Raw genomic sequence first — 20,302 nt, 5'->3', positions numbered from 1 at the left:
CCGATTCGGGGCGCAGGGTGGATCCATGACACTGCTCGACATCCTGCCGTCCCTGCGGGGCGCCATGCGTCCGCGCATCGACACCGCCATCTGGCCGCTGACCACCCAGGTCGACGCCCTGGGCCGACTCTGCGTCGGGTCGGTCGCGCTGACCGACGTGGCCGACGAGTTCGGCACGCCCGCATACGTTCTGGATGAGGCCGACTTCCGCAAGCGGGCCCAGCACTACCGTGCCACGCTGCGCGGTGTCGAGGTCGTCTACGCCGCCCAGTCCCTGCTGACCAGGACCGTTGCCGGGTGGGTGCACGAAGCCGGCCTCGGCATGGCGGTGTGTTCGACGGCCGAGCTGGCCACGGCGCTCGCCGGCGGCATGGACCCCGCGCGCATCGTCGTCCACGGCAGCGGCAAGTCGGTCGACGAACTGGCAACGGCGGCGGGCGCCGGCGTCGGCCGCATCGTGTTGGATTGCCCCATCGAGATGGCCTACCTGGCCGGCGTCGCGCGCCGGCGGCAGGCCGTGCTGCTGCAGGTCCGGCCCGGTGTCGACGTGCTGCCGACCGTCCGTCGCGCACTGGCCACGCCGCAACTGCCGCTGGCCGGGCTGTACTGCAATCTCGGCACGCAGATCGCCGAACCGGAGGTCTACGTCGAAGCCGTCCGCGGCCTCGTCGACACCATGACCGATGTGCGCGCCGCCCACGGCGTGGTGCTCACCGAGCTGAACATCGGCGGCGGCCACGCCATCGCCTACCGCACCGGGGAACCCGAACTCGACGTGCCGGCCCTGGCCGATTTCCTCGAAGACGCCCTCGACGCCGCCTGCGCCGCCAACCGGTTCCCCCGTCCCCGGCTCGTCGTCGAACCCGGCCGGGCGATCAGCGGCCGCGCCGGCGTGACGCTGCACCGCGTGCAATCGGTGTCGGCCCGCACCGACGGCCGCGCCGTCGTCACCGTCGACGGCAGCCACCCGCATTCCGCGCCGGTTGCGAATTACACTGTCGCCCTTGCCAACCGGCACCCACTCGGGCCCACGCGGCCGTCCACCGTCGTCGGCCGCGACGGCTCCGTCATCGCCGGCGATCTCGACCTGCCCGACGACGTCCACCCCGGCGATCTGCTCGCCACCGCGTGCACCGGCGCCTACCACCACAGCATGGCGTCGAACTTCACCATGACGACGCGGCCGCCGGTCATCGCCGTGTGCGACCGCCGGGTCCGGGCACTGATCCGCCGCGAGACCACCGCGGACCTGCTGCTGCGCGACTGCGGCTGACGGTGGAATTCCCGTCTACGACAGCGGTTGCGAGACGCTAGCCTGTTGACAGGGAATTCACAGTCCGGGGGGACGGCATGGCATCACGGTCGGGGGCGACTGCCGAGTGTCGGTGACCATTTCCGCGGTGCAGGCTTCGGACCCCGCACGTCTGGCAGACGGTGCCGCGCAACTGCGCGGTGACGTCAAGCAACTCGACGAGCTGATATTCGACGAGCGGCGTGCACTGCACCAGCTCGGCGAGGCCTGGGAAGGTACCGCCGCCGACGCCGCGAAGGCCAAGGGCGACGCCCTGGTTCAGCAACACGAGGCGCTGAAGTCCCGGCTCACGTCCATGCAGTCGACGCTGGAGTCGGCCGGCACCAGCCTGACTACACTGCGCGGCACGATCACCGGGATGGTGCAGCAGGTCTTCGCGCTCGGTGGCACGGTCAGCGACGACGGCACCGCCACCTCGACCGGCGCGGGCCAGACGTTCACCCCCGAACTCGCCGCGGCGTACACCTCGATTCTCAAGAGCCTGCTGCAGCAGTTCAGCGCCGTCGACGAAGCCACGGCCGCCGCCATCGATTCGGCTGGTACCGGCAGGAACAACATCGTCGGTGAGCCGCCGGCCGCGCCCCTGGACCGCGAGCTCGACAGTCTCAAACCGCCCGACGGCGCCACAGACACCGAGGTCAATCAGTGGTGGGACGGGCTGAGCAAGGAAGAGCGGGACCGCATCATCGCCGAGCGGCCCGACTGGATCGGCAATCTCGACGGTGTGCCCGGCTCTGCGCGGGATCTGGCCAATCGCAACCGGTTGGCGAAACTGCGCAATGACCCCAACCTGACCGAAGAGGAGAAGGGCACCCTCGCCGCGATCGACGACGCCCTCTCCAAGCCGGACCGCCAGCTACTGGTGGTGGACTTCGACGGCGAGCACCCGAAAGTGGCTGTCGCGCTGGGCAATGTCGATACCGCCAAGCACGTCAGCGTGTACGTGCCGGGCACCGGGTCGGTGACGTACGACAAGAAGAACGCGGGCAACGACCTGCCGACCTACATCGAGCAGTCCGAGTGGCTCAAGCGCGACACCGAGAACGTCCTCAGAGATGCCGGCAAGGGCGACGAGACCGTGGCCACCGTCGCCTGGCTGGGCTACGAACCGCCGGAGGACGTCGGGCAGGCTGCCAGCGCGCACTACGCCGACGACAACGCGCCGAAGCTGGCGTCGTTCATCAACGGCCTGGACAGCTCGCGCGACACCGACCCGCATCTGACGGTGCTCGGCCATTCGTACGGTTCGACGCTGGCCAGCGAGGCCCTGCAGCGCGGGACGGCCGCCGACGACGTCGTGTTCATGGGCTCACCGGGCCTGGAGACCAACCCGCTGCAGTTCCTGCACGACACCACCCCGTCGGACCTGCATCTGTCGCAGGGCCACGTGTTCGTCGAACATGCCAAGAACGACGTCGTGGCCGACCTCGGCCGCTTCGGCGTGACGATCCCGTCGAACCTGCCCGGCCTCATCGACCTGTCAACCAACGCCGAGACCACGCCGTTGGGGCAACGCGCCGAATCGACGGGCCACAGCAAGTACTCGTTCATCGGCACCACGGCGCTCTACAACCAGGCCGTCGTGGTGGCAGGTCTAGGACAAGATGACCACTACGTGAAGCGGGAGGATTGATGTGGCGTTCGGTGATCACCGTGCTGCTGGCGTTCGCATTGAGTGGGTGCGGTCCGATGTTTGAGTCCGGCTATCAGGGTGGCCCCGTCGAGGGCGATTACGGCTACGGCACTCCTCAGGAGCTCGGCACGCTACTGGCCCGCCGCGACGCGGAAGACGTCCTCGCCGACCGCGACCGCATGATGACCGAGATCGCCGACGCTCTCGCCGCCATCGTGCCGGGGGGCCAGTGGCTGCCCGACGACAAACCCGGCTCCACAGGCTGCGGCGACTTCGGATCGACCAAGGGCAACATCTACTTCAGTCCGCACTACACATCGAAAGTGCCTGTGCCCGCCGCGCTCTGGAACCGGGCCACGCAGGCCATCATCGACATCGCGGCCAGATACGGCTACACCAATGTGACCGGCGGCCCGGGAGACGTCACGGACGACGAGCACAAAGGACTGGTCATCACCGACGCCGACGGCGGCCGCTTCACGTTCGGGTCGGCCAAGGCCTCGTCGATGTACGTCGGCACCGGCTGCTACCTCACCGCCGAGGACAAGCGCAAGGCCCGCGAAGCCGCCCCGAAGTAGTCAGTTCTCGTGCAGCTCCGGGTCGGACTCGAGGTGCGTCAGCCCGTTCCAGCACAGGTTGACCACGTGCGCGGCGACCACTTCCTTCTTGGGCTGCCGCACATCCAGCCACCACTGGGCCGTCATCGACACCGAACCGACCAGCGCCTGCGCGTACAGCGGCGCCAGTTCCGGATCGAGCCCCCGCCGGGAGAAGTCACCGGCCAGGATCGACGACACCTGGTTGACGGCGTCGTTGAGCAGCGTCGCGTAGGTGCCGGCCGTGATGGTGGCGGGCGAGTCGCGGATCAGGATCCGGAAGCCGTCGGTGTGCTCCTCGACGTAGGTCAACAGGGCCAGCGCCACCCGCTCGACACGTACCCGGGACCGGTTGTTGGTCAATGACGACGTGATGCCGTCGAGCAGTGCCGACATCTCGCGGTCGACGACGACGGCGTAGAGGCCTTCCTTACCGCCGAAATGCTCGTAGACGACGGGCTTGGAGACGTTGGCGCGCTGCGCGATCTCCTCGATGGACGTGCCGTCGTAACCGCGCTCGGCGAAAAGCGACTTCGCGATCTCGATGAGCTGCTGACGGCGTTCACTGCCGGTCATGCGCGCACGAGGGCTGCGCGCTCCGTTCTCCGCCGCTGCCATGGTCGCCAGCGTATCCGCTTGCACTAGAGTCTCTGGCGAGTAATCCGTCGTGGTGTAATCGGCAGCACCTCTGATTTTGGTTCAGATAGTTCAGGTTCGAGTCCTGGCGACGGAGCAAGTTCAAAGCGCGATGCGGCGTAGAGAGAGGCGTACGTGACTCGAGGCGAAGCCGCTGTCATCGTTCTGGCAGCTGGGTCGGGCACCCGGATGCGCTCCGACATCCCGAAGGTCCTGCATACGCTGGCCGGCCGCAGCATGCTGGCGCACGCGCTACATGCCGTGGCCAAGGTCAACCCGGCGCACCTGGTCGTGGTGGTCGGTAAGGAGCGCGAGCGCGTCACCGCCCATGTGCACGAGATCGCGGGCGGCCTCGGGCGCAGCGTCACCGTCGCCATCCAGGACCAACAGCTCGGCACCGGGCACGCCGTCAGCTGCGGGCTGTCCGCACTGCCCGAGGACTTCGCCGGCACCGTCGTCGTCACCGCGGGTGATGTGCCGTTGCTCGGCGCCGACACCCTTGCCGACCTCGTCGACACCCACGCCGCCGCCACCGCGGCCGCCACGGTGCTGACCACGACCGTCACCAACCCGACGGGCTACGGCCGCATCCTGCGCACGCAGGACCACGAGGTGATCGGCATCGTCGAGCAGGCCGACGCCACCGAATCCCAGCGCGCCATCCGTGAGGTGAACTCCGGGGTGTACGCGTTCGACGCGGCAGCCCTGCGGTCGGCACTGAGCCGGCTGCGCTCGGACAACGCCCAACAGGAGCTCTACCTCACCGACGCCATCGCGATCGTGCGCGGCGACGGCCAGATCGTCCGGGCCCACCACGTCGACGACAGCGCACAGGTCTCCGGTGTCAACGACCGCGTGCAACTGTCCGAGGTGGCCGCCGAGCTGAACCGCCGCATCATCGCCGGGCATCAGCGCGCGGGCGTCACGATCATCGACCCGGCCACCACCTGGATCGACGTCGACGTGAGCATCGGCCGCGACACCGTCGTCAAGCAGTGCACCCAGCTGCTGGGCGCCACCGACGTCGGCGCGAACTGCGTCATCGGCCCCGACACGACGCTGACCGACATGGAGGTCGGTGACGGCGCCGAGGTGATCCGCACCCACGGGCAGCTGGCCGTCATCGGCGCCGGCGCCACCGTCGGGCCGTTCACGTACCTGCGGCCCGGCACCGAGCTGGGCGCCGACGGCAAGCTGGGCGCGTTCGTCGAGGTCAAGAACTCTAAGATCGGCACCGGCACCAAGGTGCCCCACCTGACCTACGTCGGGGACGCCGACATCGGCGAGTACAGCAACATCGGCGCGTCCAGCGTCTTCGTCAACTACGACGGCGAGAACAAGAACCGCACCACCATCGGTTCGCACGTGCGCACGGGCTCGGACACGATGTTCGTCGCACCGGTGACCGTCGGCGACGGCGCCTACACCGGCGCCGGCACCGTGGTCCGCGAGGACGTACCCCCTGGTGCGCTGGCCGTTTCGAAGGGCGAACAGCGCAATATCGAGGGCTGGGTCGAACGGAAGCGACCCGAGTCGAAGGCCGCCGAAGCCGCGAGGAAAGCACGCGGCGAGGCCTGATCCCGACATCTGATGTTGGTAATCCGGTAACCCGGCAACGGGACAGGGTTACCGGTAAGTACGATTACGACGTATCGAGCCCCCACCGCGAAAGCAGCACACAGTGGCCACGGACTGGACCGACAACCGCAAGAATCTGATGCTCTTCTCGGGGCGCGCGCACCCCGAACTGGCCGAACAGGTCGCCAAAGAGCTCGGCATCGAGGTCACCCCGCAGACTTCCCGCGACTTCGCGAACGGCGAGATCTTCGTCCGTTTCGACGAGTCGGTGCGTGGCTGCGACGCCTTCGTACTGCAGAGCCATCCCGCGCCGCTGAACCACTGGCTGATGGAACAGCTCATCATGATCGACGCGCTCAAGCGCGGGTCGGCCAAGCGGATCACCGCGATCCTGCCGTTCTACCCGTACGCGCGCCAGGACAAGAAGCACCGCGGCCGCGAGCCCATCTCGGCCCGCCTGGTCGCCGATCTGCTCAAGACCGCCGGTGCCGACCGCATCGTCTCGGTCGACCTGCACACCGACCAGATTCAGGGCTTCTTCGACGGCCCCGTCGACCACATGCGCGGGCAGTCGCTGCTTTGCGGCTACATCGGTGACAAGTACGGCGACTCCGACCTCGTCGTCGTCTCCCCCGACTCCGGTCGCGTGCGCGTCGCCGAGAAGTGGGCCGACTCCCTGGGCGGCGTGCCGCTGGCCTTCATCCACAAGACCCGCGACCCGCTGGTCCCCAACCAGGTCAAGGCCAACCGCGTCGTCGGTGAGGTCAAGGGCAAGACCTGCATCCTGACCGACGACATGATCGACACCGGTGGCACCATCGCCGGCGCCGTCAAACTGCTGCGCGAAGACGGTGCCAAGGACGTCATCATCGCCGCCACCCACGGCGTGCTGTCCGACCCCGCGGCCCAGCGCCTCGCCGACTGCGGCGCCCGCGAGGTCATCGTCACCAACACGCTGCCCATCACGCCGGACAAGCAGTTCCCGGCACTGACCGTGCTGTCGATCGCGCCGCTGGTGGCCGCGACCATCCGCGCGGTGTTCGAAAACGGCTCGGTCACCGGCCTTTTCGACGGTTCTGCGTAATGTCGCGGATTTACCACAACCCGAAATGCTCGACCTCCCGCAAGACGCTGGATCTGTTGCGGGAGAACGGCATCGAGCCCGAGGTCGTGCAGTACCTGAAGACGCCGCCGACCCGGGCCGAGCTCGCGGCGATGATCAAGGCTGCGGGTATCGACGTCCGGACCGCGGTGCGTAAGCGCGAGGCCCTCTACACCGAACTCAATCTGGCCGAGGCCACCGACGAGCAGCTGCTCGACGCCATGGCCGAACACCCGATCCTGATCGAGCGACCGTTCGTCGTCACCGACAAGGGCACTCGGCTGGCCCGCCCGATCGACGCGGTCCGCGAGATTCTGTGATCCTGCAGCGGATCGGTGGGGCGGTGCTGTCCATTGCGACCGCTCTCACCCTCGCCGCATGCGACGCGAAAACGCCTGACTACAAGTCGATCTGGTCGACGACGCCGACCACCAGCACGACTCCGGTGGACAAGGCCAGCCTGATCCCGTTCCCCGACTACCTGAACAAGCTCGGCGTGCAGAGCAAGCAGGTCGTCCCGGACCAGCTCACCGACCTCAAGGTGTCGCTGCCGCGGCCACCGGGCTGGACGGGCTACAAGAACCTCAACTACTCGCCCGGCACCGTGACGATCGCCAAGAACGACACCTATCCCCTGGCGATGCTGATGGTGTTCCAGCTGTCCGGCGACTTCGACGTCAAGGACGCTCTCAAGCACTCCGACGCCGACGCGCTGCTGTCCGAGAACTTCAAGAAGCTCTACAGCTCGAGCGAGGACTTCCAGGGTTATCCGTCGGCCATGATCGAGGGCAGCTACGACCTGCACAACCGCCGGATGCAGTCGTACAACCGGATCGTGATCGCCCAGCCGTCGCCGCCGCGCCCGGGCATCCACTACCTGATCCAGCTGACCGTCACGACGTACGCCGAACAGGCCAAGGAGCAGGCCGGCGACATCGAGACGATCATCAAGGGCTTCTCCGTCGGACCGAAGTAGCGGCGCCGCACTAAGCTCGCCGTCATGAGCGAATGGACCGCCGCGGACCTTCCTTCCTTCGCCGGCCGCACCGTCATCGTCACCGGGGCCAACAGTGGCCTCGGCGAGGTCACCGCCCGTGAGCTGGCCGGCGTGGGCGCCAAGGTCATCCTGGCCTGCCGCAACACCGCCAAAGGCGACGCCGCGGCCGCGGGCATGACCGGCGACGTCGAGGTCCGTCCGCTCGATCTGCAGAGCCTGGCCTCGGTGCGTGAGTTCGCCGCCGGGGTCGACAAGGTCGACGTCCTGATCAACAACGCCGGCATCATGGCGGTGCCCTTCTCGGTGACCGAGGACGGCTTCGAGAGCCAGATCGGCACCAACCACCTGGGTCATTTCGCCCTGACCAACCTGCTGCTGCCCAAGATCACCGACCGCGTCGTCACGGTGTCGTCCGAGCTGCACCTGCTGGGCTACATCAGCCTCAAAGACCTGAACTGGAAGTCCCGGCCGTACTCGGCCTGGCTGGCGTATGGGCAGTCGAAGCTGGCGAACCTGCTGTTCACCAAAGACCTGCAGCGCCGGCTGTCGGTCGCGGGCTCGCCCGTCCGGGCGCTGGCCGCGCACCCGGGCTACTCGGCCACCAACCTGCAGGGCCACACCGGCAATGAGTTCGGCGACAAGTTCTGGCTCGCCGCCAACAAGATCGCCACCGACGCGTCGTTCGGTGCGCGCCAGACGCTGTTCGCGGCGTCGCAGGACCTGCCGGGCAACACGTTCGTCGGCCCGAAATTCGGCTTCCGCGGGCCGACCGGCCCCACTCAGCTGATCAAGCCGGCCGCCCGCTCGGCGCGCACCGCGACGGCGCTGTGGGACCTGTCTGCCCAGCTCACTGCCACTGAATTTCCGCTGTAAGGGGCGTTTCCGCTAGTCTGGCTCACGATCACGGCGAGGGTCGGTCCGATTTCGGGCCACCGTTATCGACGGGAATTCACAGCACGTATGTGCGCAGATATCCCAGCCCTGGCCGTGCCACCCAGTAGATACGGCATCAGGAGCGATTCACATGGCCAAGAACGCGGCCCCCACCTCGAACAATCTGACCGCTGCGGTCCGCACCCGGACCGGCAAGGGCGCCTCGCGTCTGGCCCGTCGCGAAGGCCGCGTGCCCGTGGTCCTGTACGGCCACGGCACCGACCCCCAGCACCTCGAGATCAACGCCCACGACTTCGCCGCCGTGCTGCGTAACTCGGGCACCAACGCGGTGCTGACCCTGGACATCGCCGGCAAGGAGCAGCTCGCGCTGACCAAGCAGGTCGTCGTTCACCCGATCAAGCGCAACATCGAGCACGCCGACCTGATCGTCGTGAAGCGTGGCGAGAAGGTCACCGTCGACGTGAACGTCCTCGTCGAGGGCGACGCCGCCCCCGGCACCCTGGTCACCCAGGACGCCAACACCATCCAGATCGAGGCCGAGGCCCTGTCGATCCCCGAGTCGCTGACCATTTCGGTCGAGGGCGTCGAGGCCGGCACCCAGATCCTGGCCGGCCAGGTCGAGCTGCCCAAGGGCGTCACCCTGGTGACCGACGCCGAGACCCTGGTCGTCAACGTCGTCACCGCGCCGACCGCCGAGGACCTGGACGCCGAGGGCGCCGGCGAGGAAGAGGCCGCTTCGGGCGAAGAGGCCGCTGCCGAGGGCGAGGCGGCCGAAGAGGCCGCTGCCGAGTCGGAGTAGTCCGCTTTGGCCGAGCCACTGCTGGTGGTCGGCCTGGGCAATCCTGGGCCGCGCTACGAAACAACGCGGCACAACGTTGGATTTCTGGTTGCCGACATACTGGCCGAGCGCATCGGCTCAGGATTCAAGGTGCACAAGAAATCCGGAGCTGAGGTCACCACGGGCCGGCTGGGAGGCCGGTCCGTGGTGCTCGCCAAGCCGCGCACCTACATGAACGAATCCGGTAGGCACGTCGGGCCTTTGGCGAAGTTCTATTCGGTCGCGCCCGCTGATGTCGTGGTGCTCCACGACGAGTTGGACATCGATTTCGGCCGCATCCGGCTCAAATTCGGTGGCGGCGAGGGCGGCCACAATGGCCTGAGGTCCGTGGCTTCGGCCTTGGGTACCAAGGATTTTCAGCGCGTCCGTATCGGCGTCGGCCGCCCACCGGGGCGTCAGGACCCGGCGGCGTTCGTGCTGGAGAACTTCAATTCGAGGGAACGGCCCGAACTGGGCACCATTCTCGAACAAGCCGCCGACGCAACGGAACTGCTGCTGCAGCACGGCGTCGAGGCGGCGCAGAACACCGTCCACGCCTGGTAGCCATTTCGGCCGTAAAACCACGAAAACCCCCAAATTCCACCGAATTTGGGGGTTTTCGCGTAGTGGTCGCGAAAGAACTATCCGCAGATGTGTTGCCGGTCAACGGCATCGGTGTAGCAGTTGCGGCGGCCCTGCGCGCCCACGCGCGAGCTCTGGGTGGTGTCCTGGGTACGGACGCCCGGGGTCGCCTTGATCGCGACGCTGCCGTTGGTCTCACAGGTGGAGGTTGCGCCGGAGTCCTGACAGGTCGGGCGGGCACCTGCGACGGGCGCCATGATGCCGCTGACCGAGGCCAGGCCCACCAGCAGAGCTGCCATCGTGCGCTTGCCTTGATGAGTCATGTCACCTTCTCACTTTCGGGGGAAGGCCGTCTGTCTCTCAGCCTGCCTTCTGGCCCCCGCATGTTAGTTCGACTATATGTTTCGGCCATGTGACCGTGCCATGAACTCATGGCAAACTCACATGTCCGTGAGCAGCCGAAATGCGGTGACCTGGCGATCTTGAAAAAGGCGGTGAGCAACGTCACCGGATGGCCGAGGAACTTTCGCATGCAACGGAATTCGTCACGACCGCTGCGTGCGTGCCTCAGTTCACGGGCACGACGACACCAGTGTGGGTGAGTCCGCAGCAAGAGGAGTGTTGTTGGCCGCCGCCCGGTTGAACGCGTCGCGGCGTGCGTCCTCGATCGTCGGCCCGGCGCCGCCGGCCACGACGCCGCTCTCGGGGGCGTGCACGTTGACGATGCACAACCGATCGTTGGTGACCTCGTCGCTCGTGCACTGGTCGGCGCCGGCCCGGTTACACGCCGCGATCACTGCCACGGAGGCCGCACGGACGTCAGGCCCGGTCGCGGTGAAGCCGACGATGACGCCGCCCCGGACGCCGGAACCGACCGCTGCGGCAATGTTGTTCGGCTTCCCGAGCACGCCCGCCGAGCCGTCGGCGCAACCGGGTACCGCGGCGATGGCGCCCGCGCCGAGCACTGCGGCCAGGGCCGCAACGACACGCCTCATGAATACGCCGGTCCTCTCGTCGGTAATTGGCGAGATTACCCGGGGTTCACAGCTTTCGCTCAGCGTAGCGGGCAAGCCCATCCGTGTGGAAAACGTGAAAACCCCCGATCTCCTTGGAGATCAGGGGCTTTCACGACTTCACAAACCTAGCCGGTGACGAGTTCCACCGAGTTGGCGCGACGGAGCTTGCCGGACGGGGTCTTCGGGATGGTGCCGGGGCCCAGCACAACCACGTTGCGCGGCCGCACGTCGACCTCGGTCACGACCTCGTGCGCCACCTGATGCTCGATCCGGCGCACCTCTGCCGGGTCCTGCCAGGCGTTGGACTCGACCGCGACGGCGAAGGTCTCCCGCGAATGACCGGCATCCAGGCGCACCGCGACGGCGCAGCCCGGGCGCACACCTTCCACCCGGCCCGCCGCGCGTTCGATGTCCGTCGGGTAGATGTTGCGGCCCGCCATGATGATGACGTCCTTCACGCGGCCACACACCACGATGTTCTGCTCCTCGGTGATGTACCCGAGGTCACCGGTGTCGTACCAACCGTTCTCGTCCTGTGTCGGCAGGAAGCCGGCCATGGTGATGTAGCCGGGGGTCACCGATTCGCCGCGCAGCTGGATGACGCCGACACCGCGCTCGGGCAGGACGTTGCCGTCCTCGTCGACGACGCGGGCCTCGAGGTCGCGCAGCAGCGGGCCCAGCGATGCCAGGCGACGCGTGTTGCCCTTGGAGGCCGGCACGGCGCGCCGCAGGGCGGCCAGCAGGTCGGCGTCGACCTCGTCGACGACCAGGCCGGCGTTACACGGCGAGAACGACACGGCAAGGCAGGTCTCGGCCATGCCGTAGGCCGGCAGGATGGCCGAGGCCTTCAGGCCGAACGGCTTGCCGGCGTCGATGAGGTCCTCGACGTCGGCGGGGTCGACGGGCTCGGCGCCGGACAGCGCGAACCGGAGCGTGGAGAGGTCATATTCGCCCGGCTTGGCCTGGCGGCGCAGCCGCTTGGCGAACAGGGCGTAGGCGAAGTTCGGGGCCGCCGTCATGGTGCCCTTGTACTTGTCGATGAGCTTGGCCCACAGCAGGGTGTCGCGCAGGAAGTCCATGGGCGTGACCTTGACCAGCTCGGCGCCGAAGTACATCGGGATGGTCAGGAAGCCGACCATGCCCATGTCGTGGAAGCACGGCAACCAGCTGACCATGACGTCCTTGTCGACGTCGTACTCGGCGCCGATGAACATGGCCTCGGCGTTGGAGTAGATGTTGCGGTGCGTGATCTGCACGGCCTTCGGCGAACCGGTCGAACCCGAGGTCAGCTGCATCAGCGCGAGGTCGTCTTCACCGGTCTCGACGGGGTCGATGGGCTCGGCGGCGAGCAGATCGCCGACCTTGAGGACCTGCAGGCCCTTCTCCTCGAGCACCGGGATGGCGACCAGGAACGGCTCGGAGACGATGACGGCCTTGGCCTCGATCATGCTGATGACGTTCATGGTGTCTTCAGCCCAGACGGCCAGATCGGTACGGGGCGTCGGCTGGTGCAGCATGGTGAGGCTGCCGCCGCGCATCCAGATGCCCTGCACAGTCGGGGCGATCTCCACCGGGAAACCGGCCAGCACGCCGATCTTGTCGCCGTGACCGATGCCGGCGGCCGCCAGGCCGCCTGCGATCCGGCGGGCCCGCTCGTGGACCTCACCCCAGGTGTGGCGCACCGGCTCGTGCGGCTCACCGGTGACCATGCCCCGCTGCGATGTACGCGCGTTGTTGTACATCTTGTCGGTAAATCGGCTCACGACAACCTCCTGACGTCAGGCGCCACTGCCCGTCGTTCCATAGTCCGTCCGGTGCCAGGCGCACTTGTAGAGGCGCGCACGCACAATTCGGCCGCGGTTATATCTCGAATCGATGGCTCCGCTGCCATGACTCCGGCGCTGCGCATCCGCCCACCGACACCGCCGGTGAGAAAAACCATTGCGTTCCACGCCTGGCCGCTGGCATACACCATCGATCATCTTAAGAGACTCTTAAGTAGCTAACAAACTGTTGGCCGAATTGAGTGCTGAGTCACACCGGCTCAGGCCTGCTTGCTGGGCGCCGGCACCACTCTGGCGCCGTGCACCGGGCCGCTGGCGACACGCACCGTGCGGCATACCCCGGCACCGGAAAGCTGGGTGCCGACCTCGACGGCGTCCTCCGCGGAGGCGCACAGGAACGCGCAGGTGGGGCCGGAACCGGAGACGATGCCCGCCAGGGCACCGGCTTCGACGCCCGCGCGCAGTGTGCGCCGCAGCCCGGTGTCCAGGCTGACGGCCGCAGCCTGCAGATCGTTGCCCAGCAGCGGCGCCAGCTCCCTCGGATCGCCCGAGGCCAGCGCGGTCAGCAACGGCTCGGGATCGTCCAGCGCCGGCGGGCCGCCCTTGCGCCCGTCGGCCCGCAGGTTGTCCAGCTCGGCGAAAACCTTCGGCGTGGACAGCCCACCCTCGGCAAACGCCAGCACCCAGTGGAACGTGCTCCGCGCCAGCACCGTGGCCAACTGCTCGCCGCGGCCGGTGCCCAGCGCGGTGCCACCGTGCAGCGCGAACGGGACGTCGCTGCCGAGCCGGGCGGCCAGCGCATGCAGGTCCCTGCGGGGCACACCCAGCTCCCAGAGGTTGTTCATGGCGACCAGCACGGCGGCCGCGTCGGCGCTGCCGCCGGCCATGCCGCCGGCCACCGGGATGGACTTGTCGATCGAGATCGCGACGTCGGGCGCGCGGCCGACGTGCTCGGCCATGAGTTCGGCAGCCTGCCAGGCGAGATTGCGGTGGTCGGTCGGCAGGCCCTCGGCGCCGTCGCCGAACATCTCCAGTGACAACAGGTCCGCGTTGCGAACGGTCACCTCGTCGAACAGGGAGACGGCGTGGAACACCGTGGTGAGCTCGTGATAGCCGTCATCGCGACAGTCACCGACACCGAGGTACAGGTTCACCTTGCCCGGCACGCGGACGGTCACCGAGCCTGTGGGTACCCACTCAGAAGCAGTGTTTCCATCCGACGTAGACACGCCACGACATTAACGCCCGCGGCGAGAGCCACAACACCAAGTGTGGAAAAGGCTGCCCGCCGGCCTCAGTGGGTGGCGTCGACCTGCTGCTCAGGCTCCGGGGCCGTGGCGCGCTGCTCGCGGTCCAGCTCGCCCGAACGCTGCAGCAGCCGCACGAAGTCGGCGATCGCCAGGGTCTCGCCACGACGTGCCGGATCGATGCTGGCGGCCAGCAGGCGCTCGGCCGAGGCATTGCCCGAACCCGCCCACTCGGCGAACGCGTTGCGCGACGTCTTGCGCCGCTGCGCGAACGCGATGTCGATCAGGTCGAAAACCTGCGAGCGGAAGTTGTCGTCGGTCGGCCACGGCGACGTCTCGTGCCGGTCGATCCGGACCAGGCCCGAGTAGACCCGCGGGATGGGCCAGAACACCGTCGGCGACACCATGCCGTAGCGCCGGACGTTGCCGAAGAACCGCACCTTGGCGCTGGGCACCCCGTAGTCCTTGGTGCCGGGGTCGGCGGCGAGCCGCTCGGCGACCTCGGCCTGGACCATCACCATGACGGTGCGGATGGTCGGGAATTCCGAGAGCAGGTGCAGGATTGCGGGCACCGCGACGTTGTACGGCAGGTTGGCGACCAGCGCCGTCGGCTGCTCGTCCAGGTCGGACGGCATGAGGTCGAGCACGTCGCGGTTGATCACCGTCAACCGGCCGATCTCGCTGTGGGAGTGCTCGGCGACCGTGGTCGGCAGCTGGCGGGCCAGCACCGGGTCGATCTCGACGGCCGTCACCTTCGCGCCGCGGTCCAGCAGCGCCAGCGTCAGCGAGCCCAGACCCGGGCCGACCTCCAAGACGTGGGACTGCCGGTTCACCCCGGATGCCGACACGATGCGGCGCACCGTGTTGGCGTCATGCACGAAGTTCTGTCCGAAGGCCTTACGCGGCCGGAAATCAAGCTCTTTTGCCAGATGCCGGATTTCGGTTCGACCGAGTAGCCGGATCGTCATCGTGCCCCAATTCTCCCGCTACACACTGGCCAGGCACCCCAACCTTGGCGGGCTCGCGTCACTTCAGCAATCGCGATCTGCTCTTCACGTGTCGCAAGATCAGCTCTCGCAGCATAACGCAGACCGCCCTGCCGCTCCCAGGTGTTCTGATCAAATTGGACTCCGCCGTAAAAACCGTTGCCCGTATTGATGGCCCAGTTGCCGGTGGACTCGCACCGCGCCAGTGCATCCCAGGCAGCCCCTTGCGTCACCGGCGGCACCTCGGTGCCGGGCTTGGCGCCGACGCGCAGGACGCCGTCCCGCGCCGGGGTCAGCACCTGATTGGAGACCGGCAGCCGCCCGGTCTCGACACCGTTGACCGTGGCAACGGCGAACGTCACGTTCTGCGTGCCGGGCTGGCCCGGATCGTCGACCACCTTGCGGCTCATGTTGAGCGCCGGGTCGGGCACCGTGTTCATGGTCGGGGGCAGCGGCGATTCCATGGTCACCTGCTGCAGCCGGATCCGGGTCACATCGATCTGCATGCCCTCGGTCACCGGCGTGGATGCCGCGGGGACGACGGTGTCGCGCTGCTCCAGCGGCACGCCGGCCTCGGCCAGCAGCCCAGCCACGTTGGCCGCGGCCAGGTGCACCTGGCGCGGCACACCGCCGTCGACGATGGTCACGTTGCGGGCGCTGACCACGGGCAGCGACATGCCGGCCAGCGGCACGCGGGTGGCGCGGTCGGCCGCGACGGGCGCGGTGTCGGTAATGGACAGCTGCTTGAGGGCGTCCTGCACGGTGGCGGCGGTGGTCCACACCTGACGCGTGCCCTGGCCGTCCAGCGAAATCTCGAGCGGGCGGCTGCGGCGCAGCACGATGTTCTCGGCGTCGTGCACGTCCTGGTCGGCCGCGGGGAACAGGTCGTCGCGCTCGCCGACGGTGAAGCCGTTCTCGGTCAGGACGTCGCCGATGCGGGTCTTCATGGTCTGCACCGTCATCGGTGCGCCGTCGATGGTGAGGGTGACGGTCTTGTGGTTCGCGACGGCGAACCCGCCGGCGACGGTCAGCGTGGCGAGGAAGGCCCCGGTCACGCCACGCAGCATCGGCGAGCGCGCATCATGCAATTTGTTCAGAACGTTCAAGGCGTCAATCCCGTGTCTATCGAGCCCGGGGTGGCCCCGAGCAGCGGCCGCGGTGACCACATGAAAGCCACCTCGACCGGGTTGATCACAGAACGGTAACGAACGTCCCCGGGAGGCGGCAACTTGGACTAATGATACAGTCCATAGCTTTTCGAAGCGTTTTCCGAGGTCACCGCGGCAATTTCGGCCGCTGAAGAATTCCGGATCTCGGCCAGTGCGCGGACCGTGTACGGCAGGCAGTACGACTCGTTGGGCGCGCCGCGGAACGGGTGCGGCGTCAGGAACGGCGCGTCGGTCTCGACGAGCAACAGCTCCGCCGGGATGATCGCGGCCGCCTCCCGCAGCGCATGTGCGTTCCGGAAGCTGACGGTGCCGGACAGACTCATGAGCCAGCCGTGATCAGCGCAGGTGCGGGCCATCGCGGCGTCCGACGAGAAGCAGTGGAAGATCACCGTCTCCGGCGCGCCCTCTGACCTGAGCACGTCGAGGACCTCGGCGTCGCCGTCCCGGTTGTGGATCATCAGCGGCTTGCCGACCCGTTTGGCCAGGTCGATGTGCCAGGCGAAGGCCTCGCGCTGCGTCGCCTCGTCGGCGCAACCGTCGAGCTTGCCGGGCCAGTACATGTCGATGCCGGTCTCCCCCACCGCGACCACACGCGGGTCGGCGGCCAGGCTTTCCAGGGTGCGTCTGGCCTGGTCATCGAGGGCGTTGGCACGGGTCGGATGCAGCGCGACGGCGGCGTACACACGCGGATCGGCATGCGCGGCGCCGACGGCCCACTCGGCCGCCTCGAGATCGTCGGCGATGGTGACGACCTTCTCGACGCCGACGGCTTCGGCACGGTCCAGGATTTCTTTGATGCTCGCCGCGTCGGTCGCACCACAGGCGTCCAGGTGGGTGTGGGCGTCGATCAGTCCGGGCAGTGGTTCCGGGGCGGGCGGCTTCTCTCGTTTGGCGCTCACAGCGACACCCTAAAGTGAGACCCAAATGAGTGAGCCTTTCTACATCACCACCGCCATCGCGTACCCGAACGGCGCACCGCACATCGGGCACGCGTATGAGTACATCGCCACCGACGCGATCGCCCGGTTCAAGCGGCTCGACGGCTTCGACGTCCGCTACCTGACCGGTACCGACGTGCACGGCCAGAAGATGGCCGAGGCCGCGGCGGCCGAAGGCATCACCGCCGCGGAGCTGGCCACGCGCAACTCCGACGTGTTCCAGGCGCTGCAGGAGAAGCTCAACATCTCCTTCGACCGGTTCATCCGGACGTCCGACGCCGACCACTACGAGGCGTCCAAGGAAATCTGGCGCCGGATGAACGAGACCGGGGACATCTACCTCGGCACGTACGCCGGCTGGTACTCGATCCGCGACGAGCGCTTCTTCGCCGAGGACGAGACCGAGGTGCGCGACGGCAGCCGGTTCGCCATCGAGACCGGCACGCCCGTCACGTGGACCGAGGAGCAGACCTACTTCTTCAAGCTGTCGGCCTACACCGACCGGCTGCTGGCGCACTACGAGGCGCATCCCGAATTCATCGGACCCGATGTGCGGCGCAACGAGATCGTCAGCTTCGTCTCGGGCGGGCTCAAGGACCTGTCGATCTCGCGCACCACGTTCGACTGGGGCGTCCCGGTACCCGACCACCCCGAGCACGTCATGTACGTGTGGGTCGACGCGTTGACGAATTACCTTACGGGCGTGGGCTTTCCGGACACCGCCGCCGAGGACTTCGGCAAGTACTGGCCGGCCAATCTCCACATGATCGGCAAGGACATCATCCGGTTCCACAGCGTCTACTGGCCGGCGTTCCTGATGTCGGCCGGAATCGCCCTTCCGGAGCGGGTTTTCGCGCACGGCTTCATCAATGTCAAGGGCGAGAAGATGAGCAAGTCGGTGGGCAACGTGGTGGATCCCATCGCGCTGATCGACGCCTTCGGCCTGGACCAGGTGCGCTACTTCTTCCTGCGCGAGGTGTCCTTCGGCCAGGACGGCAGCTACAGCGAGGAAGCCATCATCGGCCGCATCAACGCCGACCTGGCCAACGAACTGGGCAACCTGGCACAGCGCTCGCTGTCGATGGTGAACAAGAACCTCGGCGGAATCGTGCCGGAGCCAGGCGAATTCACCGCCGCCGACCTCGAGTTGCTCAAGCAGGCCGACGCGCTGCTCGAGCAGGTGCGGGCGCACTACGACGTGCCGGCGATGCATCTGGCCCTGGAGGCCATCTGGCAGATGCTCGGTGCCGCCAACCGTTACTTCTCGGCCGAAGAACCGTGGGTGCTGCGCAAGTCTCCCGCTGAGTCGGACCAGACCCGCTTCGGCACAGTGCTATACACGACGCTGGAGGCGGTCCGGATCGCCGCGCTGCTGGTGCAGCCGGTGATGCCGGAGTCCGGGGGGAAGCTGCTCGACCTTCTTGGGCAGGACGCCTCGGCACGGGATTTCCGTGCCCTGGGCACCCGGCTGGCACCGGGGACGGTGCTACCGACACCCGAAGGCGTATTTCCCCGCTATCAAGCGGAGACCAAGGAGTAACGAAAAGATATGGCGCAGGACGGCTTACACGAGCGGCTGCACGACGTCTACGAGGAAGTCACCCGCCGCAACGCCGGCGAGATCGAATTCCACCAAGCCGTCTACGAGGTTCTGACGAGCCTGGGCCCGGTCGTCGACAAGCACCCCGAGTACTCCGACACCGCCATCATCCGACGGCTGTTCGAGCCGGAGCGGCAGATCATCTTCCGCGTGCCGTGGATCGATGACGCCGGAGCCGAGCAGATCAACCGTGGCTTCCGCGTCGAGTTCAACTCCGCGCTGGGTCCGTTCAAGGGCGGCCTGCGGTTCCATCCGTCGGTGTACCTGGGCATCGTGAAATTCCTTGGGTTCGAGCAGATTTTCAAGAACTCGCTGACCGGCCTGCCCATCGGCGGCGGCAAGGGCGGTTCGGACTTCGACCCCAAAGGCCGCTCCAAGAACGAGGTGATGCGGTTCTGTCAGTCGTTCATGACCGAGCTGTACCGGCACATCGGTGAGTACACCGATGTCCCCGCCGGCGACATCGGCGTCGGCGGCCGCGAGATCGGCTACCTGTTCGGCCAGTACAAGCGCATCACCAACCGCTACGAGTCCGGTGTCCTGACGGGCAAGGGCCTGACGTGGGGTGGCTCGCAGGTCCGCACCGAGGCCACCGGCTACGGCACCGTGTTCTTCGTCGATGAAATCCTGCGCAGCACCGGGCAGTCCTTCGACGGCAAGCAGGTCGTGGTGTCCGGGTCCGGGAACGTCGCGATCTACGCCATCGAGAAGGTGCACGCACTCGGCGGCACCGTCATCGGCTGTTCGGACTCGAGCGGATACATCGTGGACGAGAAGGGCGTCGACCTCGAGCTCCTCAAGGAGCTCAAGGAAGTGCGTCGCGGCCGGATTGCCGAGTACGCCGAAATGCGCGGCGGCGGTGCGCAGTTCGTCGATAACGATTCGGTCTGGCAGTTACCGTGCGACATCGCGCTACCGTGCGCGACGCAGAACGAGCTGGACGGTGACGACGCGAAGGCACTGATCGCGTCCGGCTGCCAGGTCGTCGCCGAGGGCGCCAACATGCCGTGCACCCCGGAAGCAGTGAAGTTGTTCGCCGAGGCCAAGGTCGCCTTCGCGCCCGGCAAGGCCGCCAACGCCGGCGGCGTGGCCACCAGCGCGCTGGAGATGCAGCAGAACGCGTCGCGCGACTCGTGGACGTTCGAGGAGACCGAGCAGCGGCTGGCCGAGATCATGGGCCGCATCCACGACCGCTGCCTGAGCACCGCCGACGAATACGGCCAGCCGGGCAACTACATGGCCGGGGCCAACATCGCCGGGTTCATCCGGGTCGCCGACGCGATGTCGGCCCTCGGAGTGGTCTGACCTGCGCATTGACCCCCGCTGGTCGCAGGGTCCGCACTGGAGTCGAGTGATCTGGGCCACATCTGCGGGTACGTTTGTCACACTTTCGGCGCCGCCGGTGTCTTGAGGGC

20 protein-coding genes and 1 tRNA gene are annotated in these 20,302 nt (G+C 67.5%); 13 read left to right on the top strand and 8 right to left on the bottom strand.

The window, feature by feature from the left end:
* The first annotated feature begins 25 nt into the window (after window positions 1-25).
* The 3 genes from ACJH6I_RS22885 to ACJH6I_RS22875 all read left to right on the top strand — a co-directional run bounded on the left by ACJH6I_RS22885 (window position 26) and on the right by ACJH6I_RS22875 (window position 3,523).
* Entirely contained in the window at window positions 26-1,273 is a 1,248-nt protein-coding gene (locus tag ACJH6I_RS22885) for a diaminopimelate decarboxylase (RefSeq protein WP_318986720.1), read from the top strand.
* A 112-nt stretch (window positions 1,274-1,385) separates the two neighbouring features.
* Entirely contained in the window at window positions 1,386-2,945 is a 1,560-nt protein-coding gene (locus ACJH6I_RS22880) for an alpha/beta hydrolase (protein WP_318986721.1), read from the top strand.
* Window positions 2,945-3,523, top strand: coding sequence for an LppA family lipoprotein (locus ACJH6I_RS22875; RefSeq protein WP_318986722.1), 579 nt, complete (start codon window positions 2,945-2,947; stop codon window positions 3,521-3,523). The genes ACJH6I_RS22880 and ACJH6I_RS22875 overlap by 1 nt, the downstream gene beginning before the upstream one ends.
* Here ACJH6I_RS22875 and ACJH6I_RS22870 read toward each other — a convergent pair whose 3' ends face one another.
* Window positions 3,524-4,117 (bottom strand): TetR/AcrR family transcriptional regulator, encoded by a 594-nt coding sequence (locus ACJH6I_RS22870; RefSeq protein ID WP_064983424.1) that lies wholly within the window; start codon window positions 4,115-4,117, stop codon window positions 3,524-3,526.
* A gap of 85 nt (window positions 4,118-4,202) precedes the next feature.
* On the opposite strand from ACJH6I_RS22870, the gene ACJH6I_RS22865 reads away from it, so the two are divergent.
* The 8 genes from ACJH6I_RS22865 to pth all read left to right on the top strand — a co-directional run bounded on the left by ACJH6I_RS22865 (window position 4,203) and on the right by pth (window position 10,129).
* Window positions 4,203-4,274: transfer RNA gene (locus ACJH6I_RS22865), tRNA-Gln, on the top strand.
* Between the two features lie 38 nt (window positions 4,275-4,312).
* Window positions 4,313-5,755 (top strand): bifunctional UDP-N-acetylglucosamine diphosphorylase/glucosamine-1-phosphate N-acetyltransferase GlmU, encoded by a 1,443-nt coding sequence (gene glmU, locus ACJH6I_RS22860; protein ID WP_406784530.1) that lies wholly within the window; start codon window positions 4,313-4,315, stop codon window positions 5,753-5,755.
* Window positions 5,756-5,858: 103 nt separating this feature from the next.
* Window positions 5,859-6,839, top strand: a complete 981-nt coding sequence (locus ACJH6I_RS22855) for a ribose-phosphate diphosphokinase (RefSeq protein ID WP_060999253.1) — start codon at window positions 5,859-5,861, stop codon at window positions 6,837-6,839.
* Entirely contained in the window at window positions 6,839-7,177 is a 339-nt protein-coding gene (gene arsC, locus ACJH6I_RS22850) for an arsenate reductase (glutaredoxin) (RefSeq protein WP_064859483.1), read from the top strand. Before ACJH6I_RS22855 ends, arsC begins: the two co-directional genes overlap by 1 nt.
* A gap of 2 nt (window positions 7,178-7,179) precedes the next feature.
* Window positions 7,180-7,833, top strand: a complete 654-nt coding sequence (locus ACJH6I_RS22845; RefSeq protein ID WP_406775974.1) for an LpqN/LpqT family lipoprotein — start codon at window positions 7,180-7,182, stop codon at window positions 7,831-7,833.
* Window positions 7,834-7,857: 24 nt separating this feature from the next.
* A complete protein-coding gene (locus ACJH6I_RS22840) occupies window positions 7,858-8,727 on the top strand; it encodes an oxidoreductase (RefSeq protein WP_406784529.1) in 870 nt (289 codons plus the stop codon).
* A 151-nt stretch (window positions 8,728-8,878) separates the two neighbouring features.
* Window positions 8,879-9,547, top strand: coding sequence for a 50S ribosomal protein L25/general stress protein Ctc (locus tag ACJH6I_RS22835; RefSeq protein ID WP_318986728.1), 669 nt, complete (start codon window positions 8,879-8,881; stop codon window positions 9,545-9,547).
* A gap of 6 nt (window positions 9,548-9,553) precedes the next feature.
* On the top strand, window positions 9,554-10,129 hold the full coding sequence (gene pth / locus ACJH6I_RS22830) for an aminoacyl-tRNA hydrolase (protein WP_406784528.1): 576 nt from the start codon (window positions 9,554-9,556) through the stop codon (window positions 10,127-10,129).
* Window positions 10,130-10,206: 77 nt separating this feature from the next.
* Here pth and ACJH6I_RS22825 read toward each other — a convergent pair whose 3' ends face one another.
* The 7 genes from ACJH6I_RS22825 to ACJH6I_RS22795 form a co-directional block, all read right to left on the bottom strand.
* Window positions 10,207-10,470, bottom strand: a complete 264-nt coding sequence (locus ACJH6I_RS22825; RefSeq protein ID WP_138248077.1) for a hypothetical protein — start codon at window positions 10,468-10,470, stop codon at window positions 10,207-10,209.
* A 249-nt stretch (window positions 10,471-10,719) separates the two neighbouring features.
* Entirely contained in the window at window positions 10,720-11,142 is a 423-nt protein-coding gene (locus ACJH6I_RS22820) for a hypothetical protein (RefSeq protein WP_406784527.1), read from the bottom strand.
* Window positions 11,143-11,288: 146 nt separating this feature from the next.
* The gene (locus tag ACJH6I_RS22815) at window positions 11,289-12,926 is read right to left on the bottom strand and encodes a fatty acyl-AMP ligase (protein WP_346416161.1); all 1,638 of its coding nucleotides are present in this window, start codon (window positions 12,924-12,926) and stop codon (window positions 11,289-11,291) included.
* Between the two features lie 281 nt (window positions 12,927-13,207).
* The gene (locus ACJH6I_RS22810) at window positions 13,208-14,176 is read right to left on the bottom strand and encodes a 4-(cytidine 5'-diphospho)-2-C-methyl-D-erythritol kinase (RefSeq protein ID WP_346416160.1); all 969 of its coding nucleotides are present in this window, start codon (window positions 14,174-14,176) and stop codon (window positions 13,208-13,210) included.
* A gap of 65 nt (window positions 14,177-14,241) precedes the next feature.
* Window positions 14,242-15,162 carry a 16S rRNA (adenine(1518)-N(6)/adenine(1519)-N(6))-dimethyltransferase RsmA gene (gene rsmA / locus ACJH6I_RS22805; protein ID WP_346416159.1) on the bottom strand — a complete coding sequence of 307 codons (921 nt, stop codon included), beginning with the start codon at window positions 15,160-15,162 and terminating at the stop codon, window positions 14,242-14,244.
* On the bottom strand, window positions 15,159-16,286 hold the full coding sequence (locus tag ACJH6I_RS22800; RefSeq protein WP_406784526.1) for a transglycosylase family protein: 1,128 nt from the start codon (window positions 16,284-16,286) through the stop codon (window positions 15,159-15,161). Before ACJH6I_RS22800 ends, rsmA begins: the two co-directional genes overlap by 4 nt.
* 128 nt (window positions 16,287-16,414) lie before the next feature.
* On the bottom strand, window positions 16,415-17,248 hold the full coding sequence (locus ACJH6I_RS22795; protein WP_406784525.1) for a TatD family hydrolase: 834 nt from the start codon (window positions 17,246-17,248) through the stop codon (window positions 16,415-16,417).
* A 25-nt stretch (window positions 17,249-17,273) separates the two neighbouring features.
* On the opposite strand from ACJH6I_RS22795, the gene metG reads away from it, so the two are divergent.
* Together metG and gdhA are read left to right on the top strand one after the other, a co-directional pair.
* The gene (gene metG / locus ACJH6I_RS22790; protein WP_346416157.1) at window positions 17,274-18,827 is read left to right on the top strand and encodes a methionine--tRNA ligase; all 1,554 of its coding nucleotides are present in this window, start codon (window positions 17,274-17,276) and stop codon (window positions 18,825-18,827) included.
* A gap of 9 nt (window positions 18,828-18,836) precedes the next feature.
* Window positions 18,837-20,192 carry an NADP-specific glutamate dehydrogenase gene (gdhA, locus tag ACJH6I_RS22785; RefSeq protein WP_346416156.1) on the top strand — a complete coding sequence of 452 codons (1,356 nt, stop codon included), beginning with the start codon at window positions 18,837-18,839 and terminating at the stop codon, window positions 20,190-20,192.
* Window positions 20,193-20,302: the final 110 nt, after the last annotated feature.

This window comes from Mycobacterium sp. SMC-13 (assembly GCF_045311035.1).
GTDB lineage: Bacteria > Actinomycetota > Actinomycetes > Mycobacteriales > Mycobacteriaceae > Mycobacterium.
This window is presented reverse-complemented; position numbering and strand designations above follow the sequence as displayed.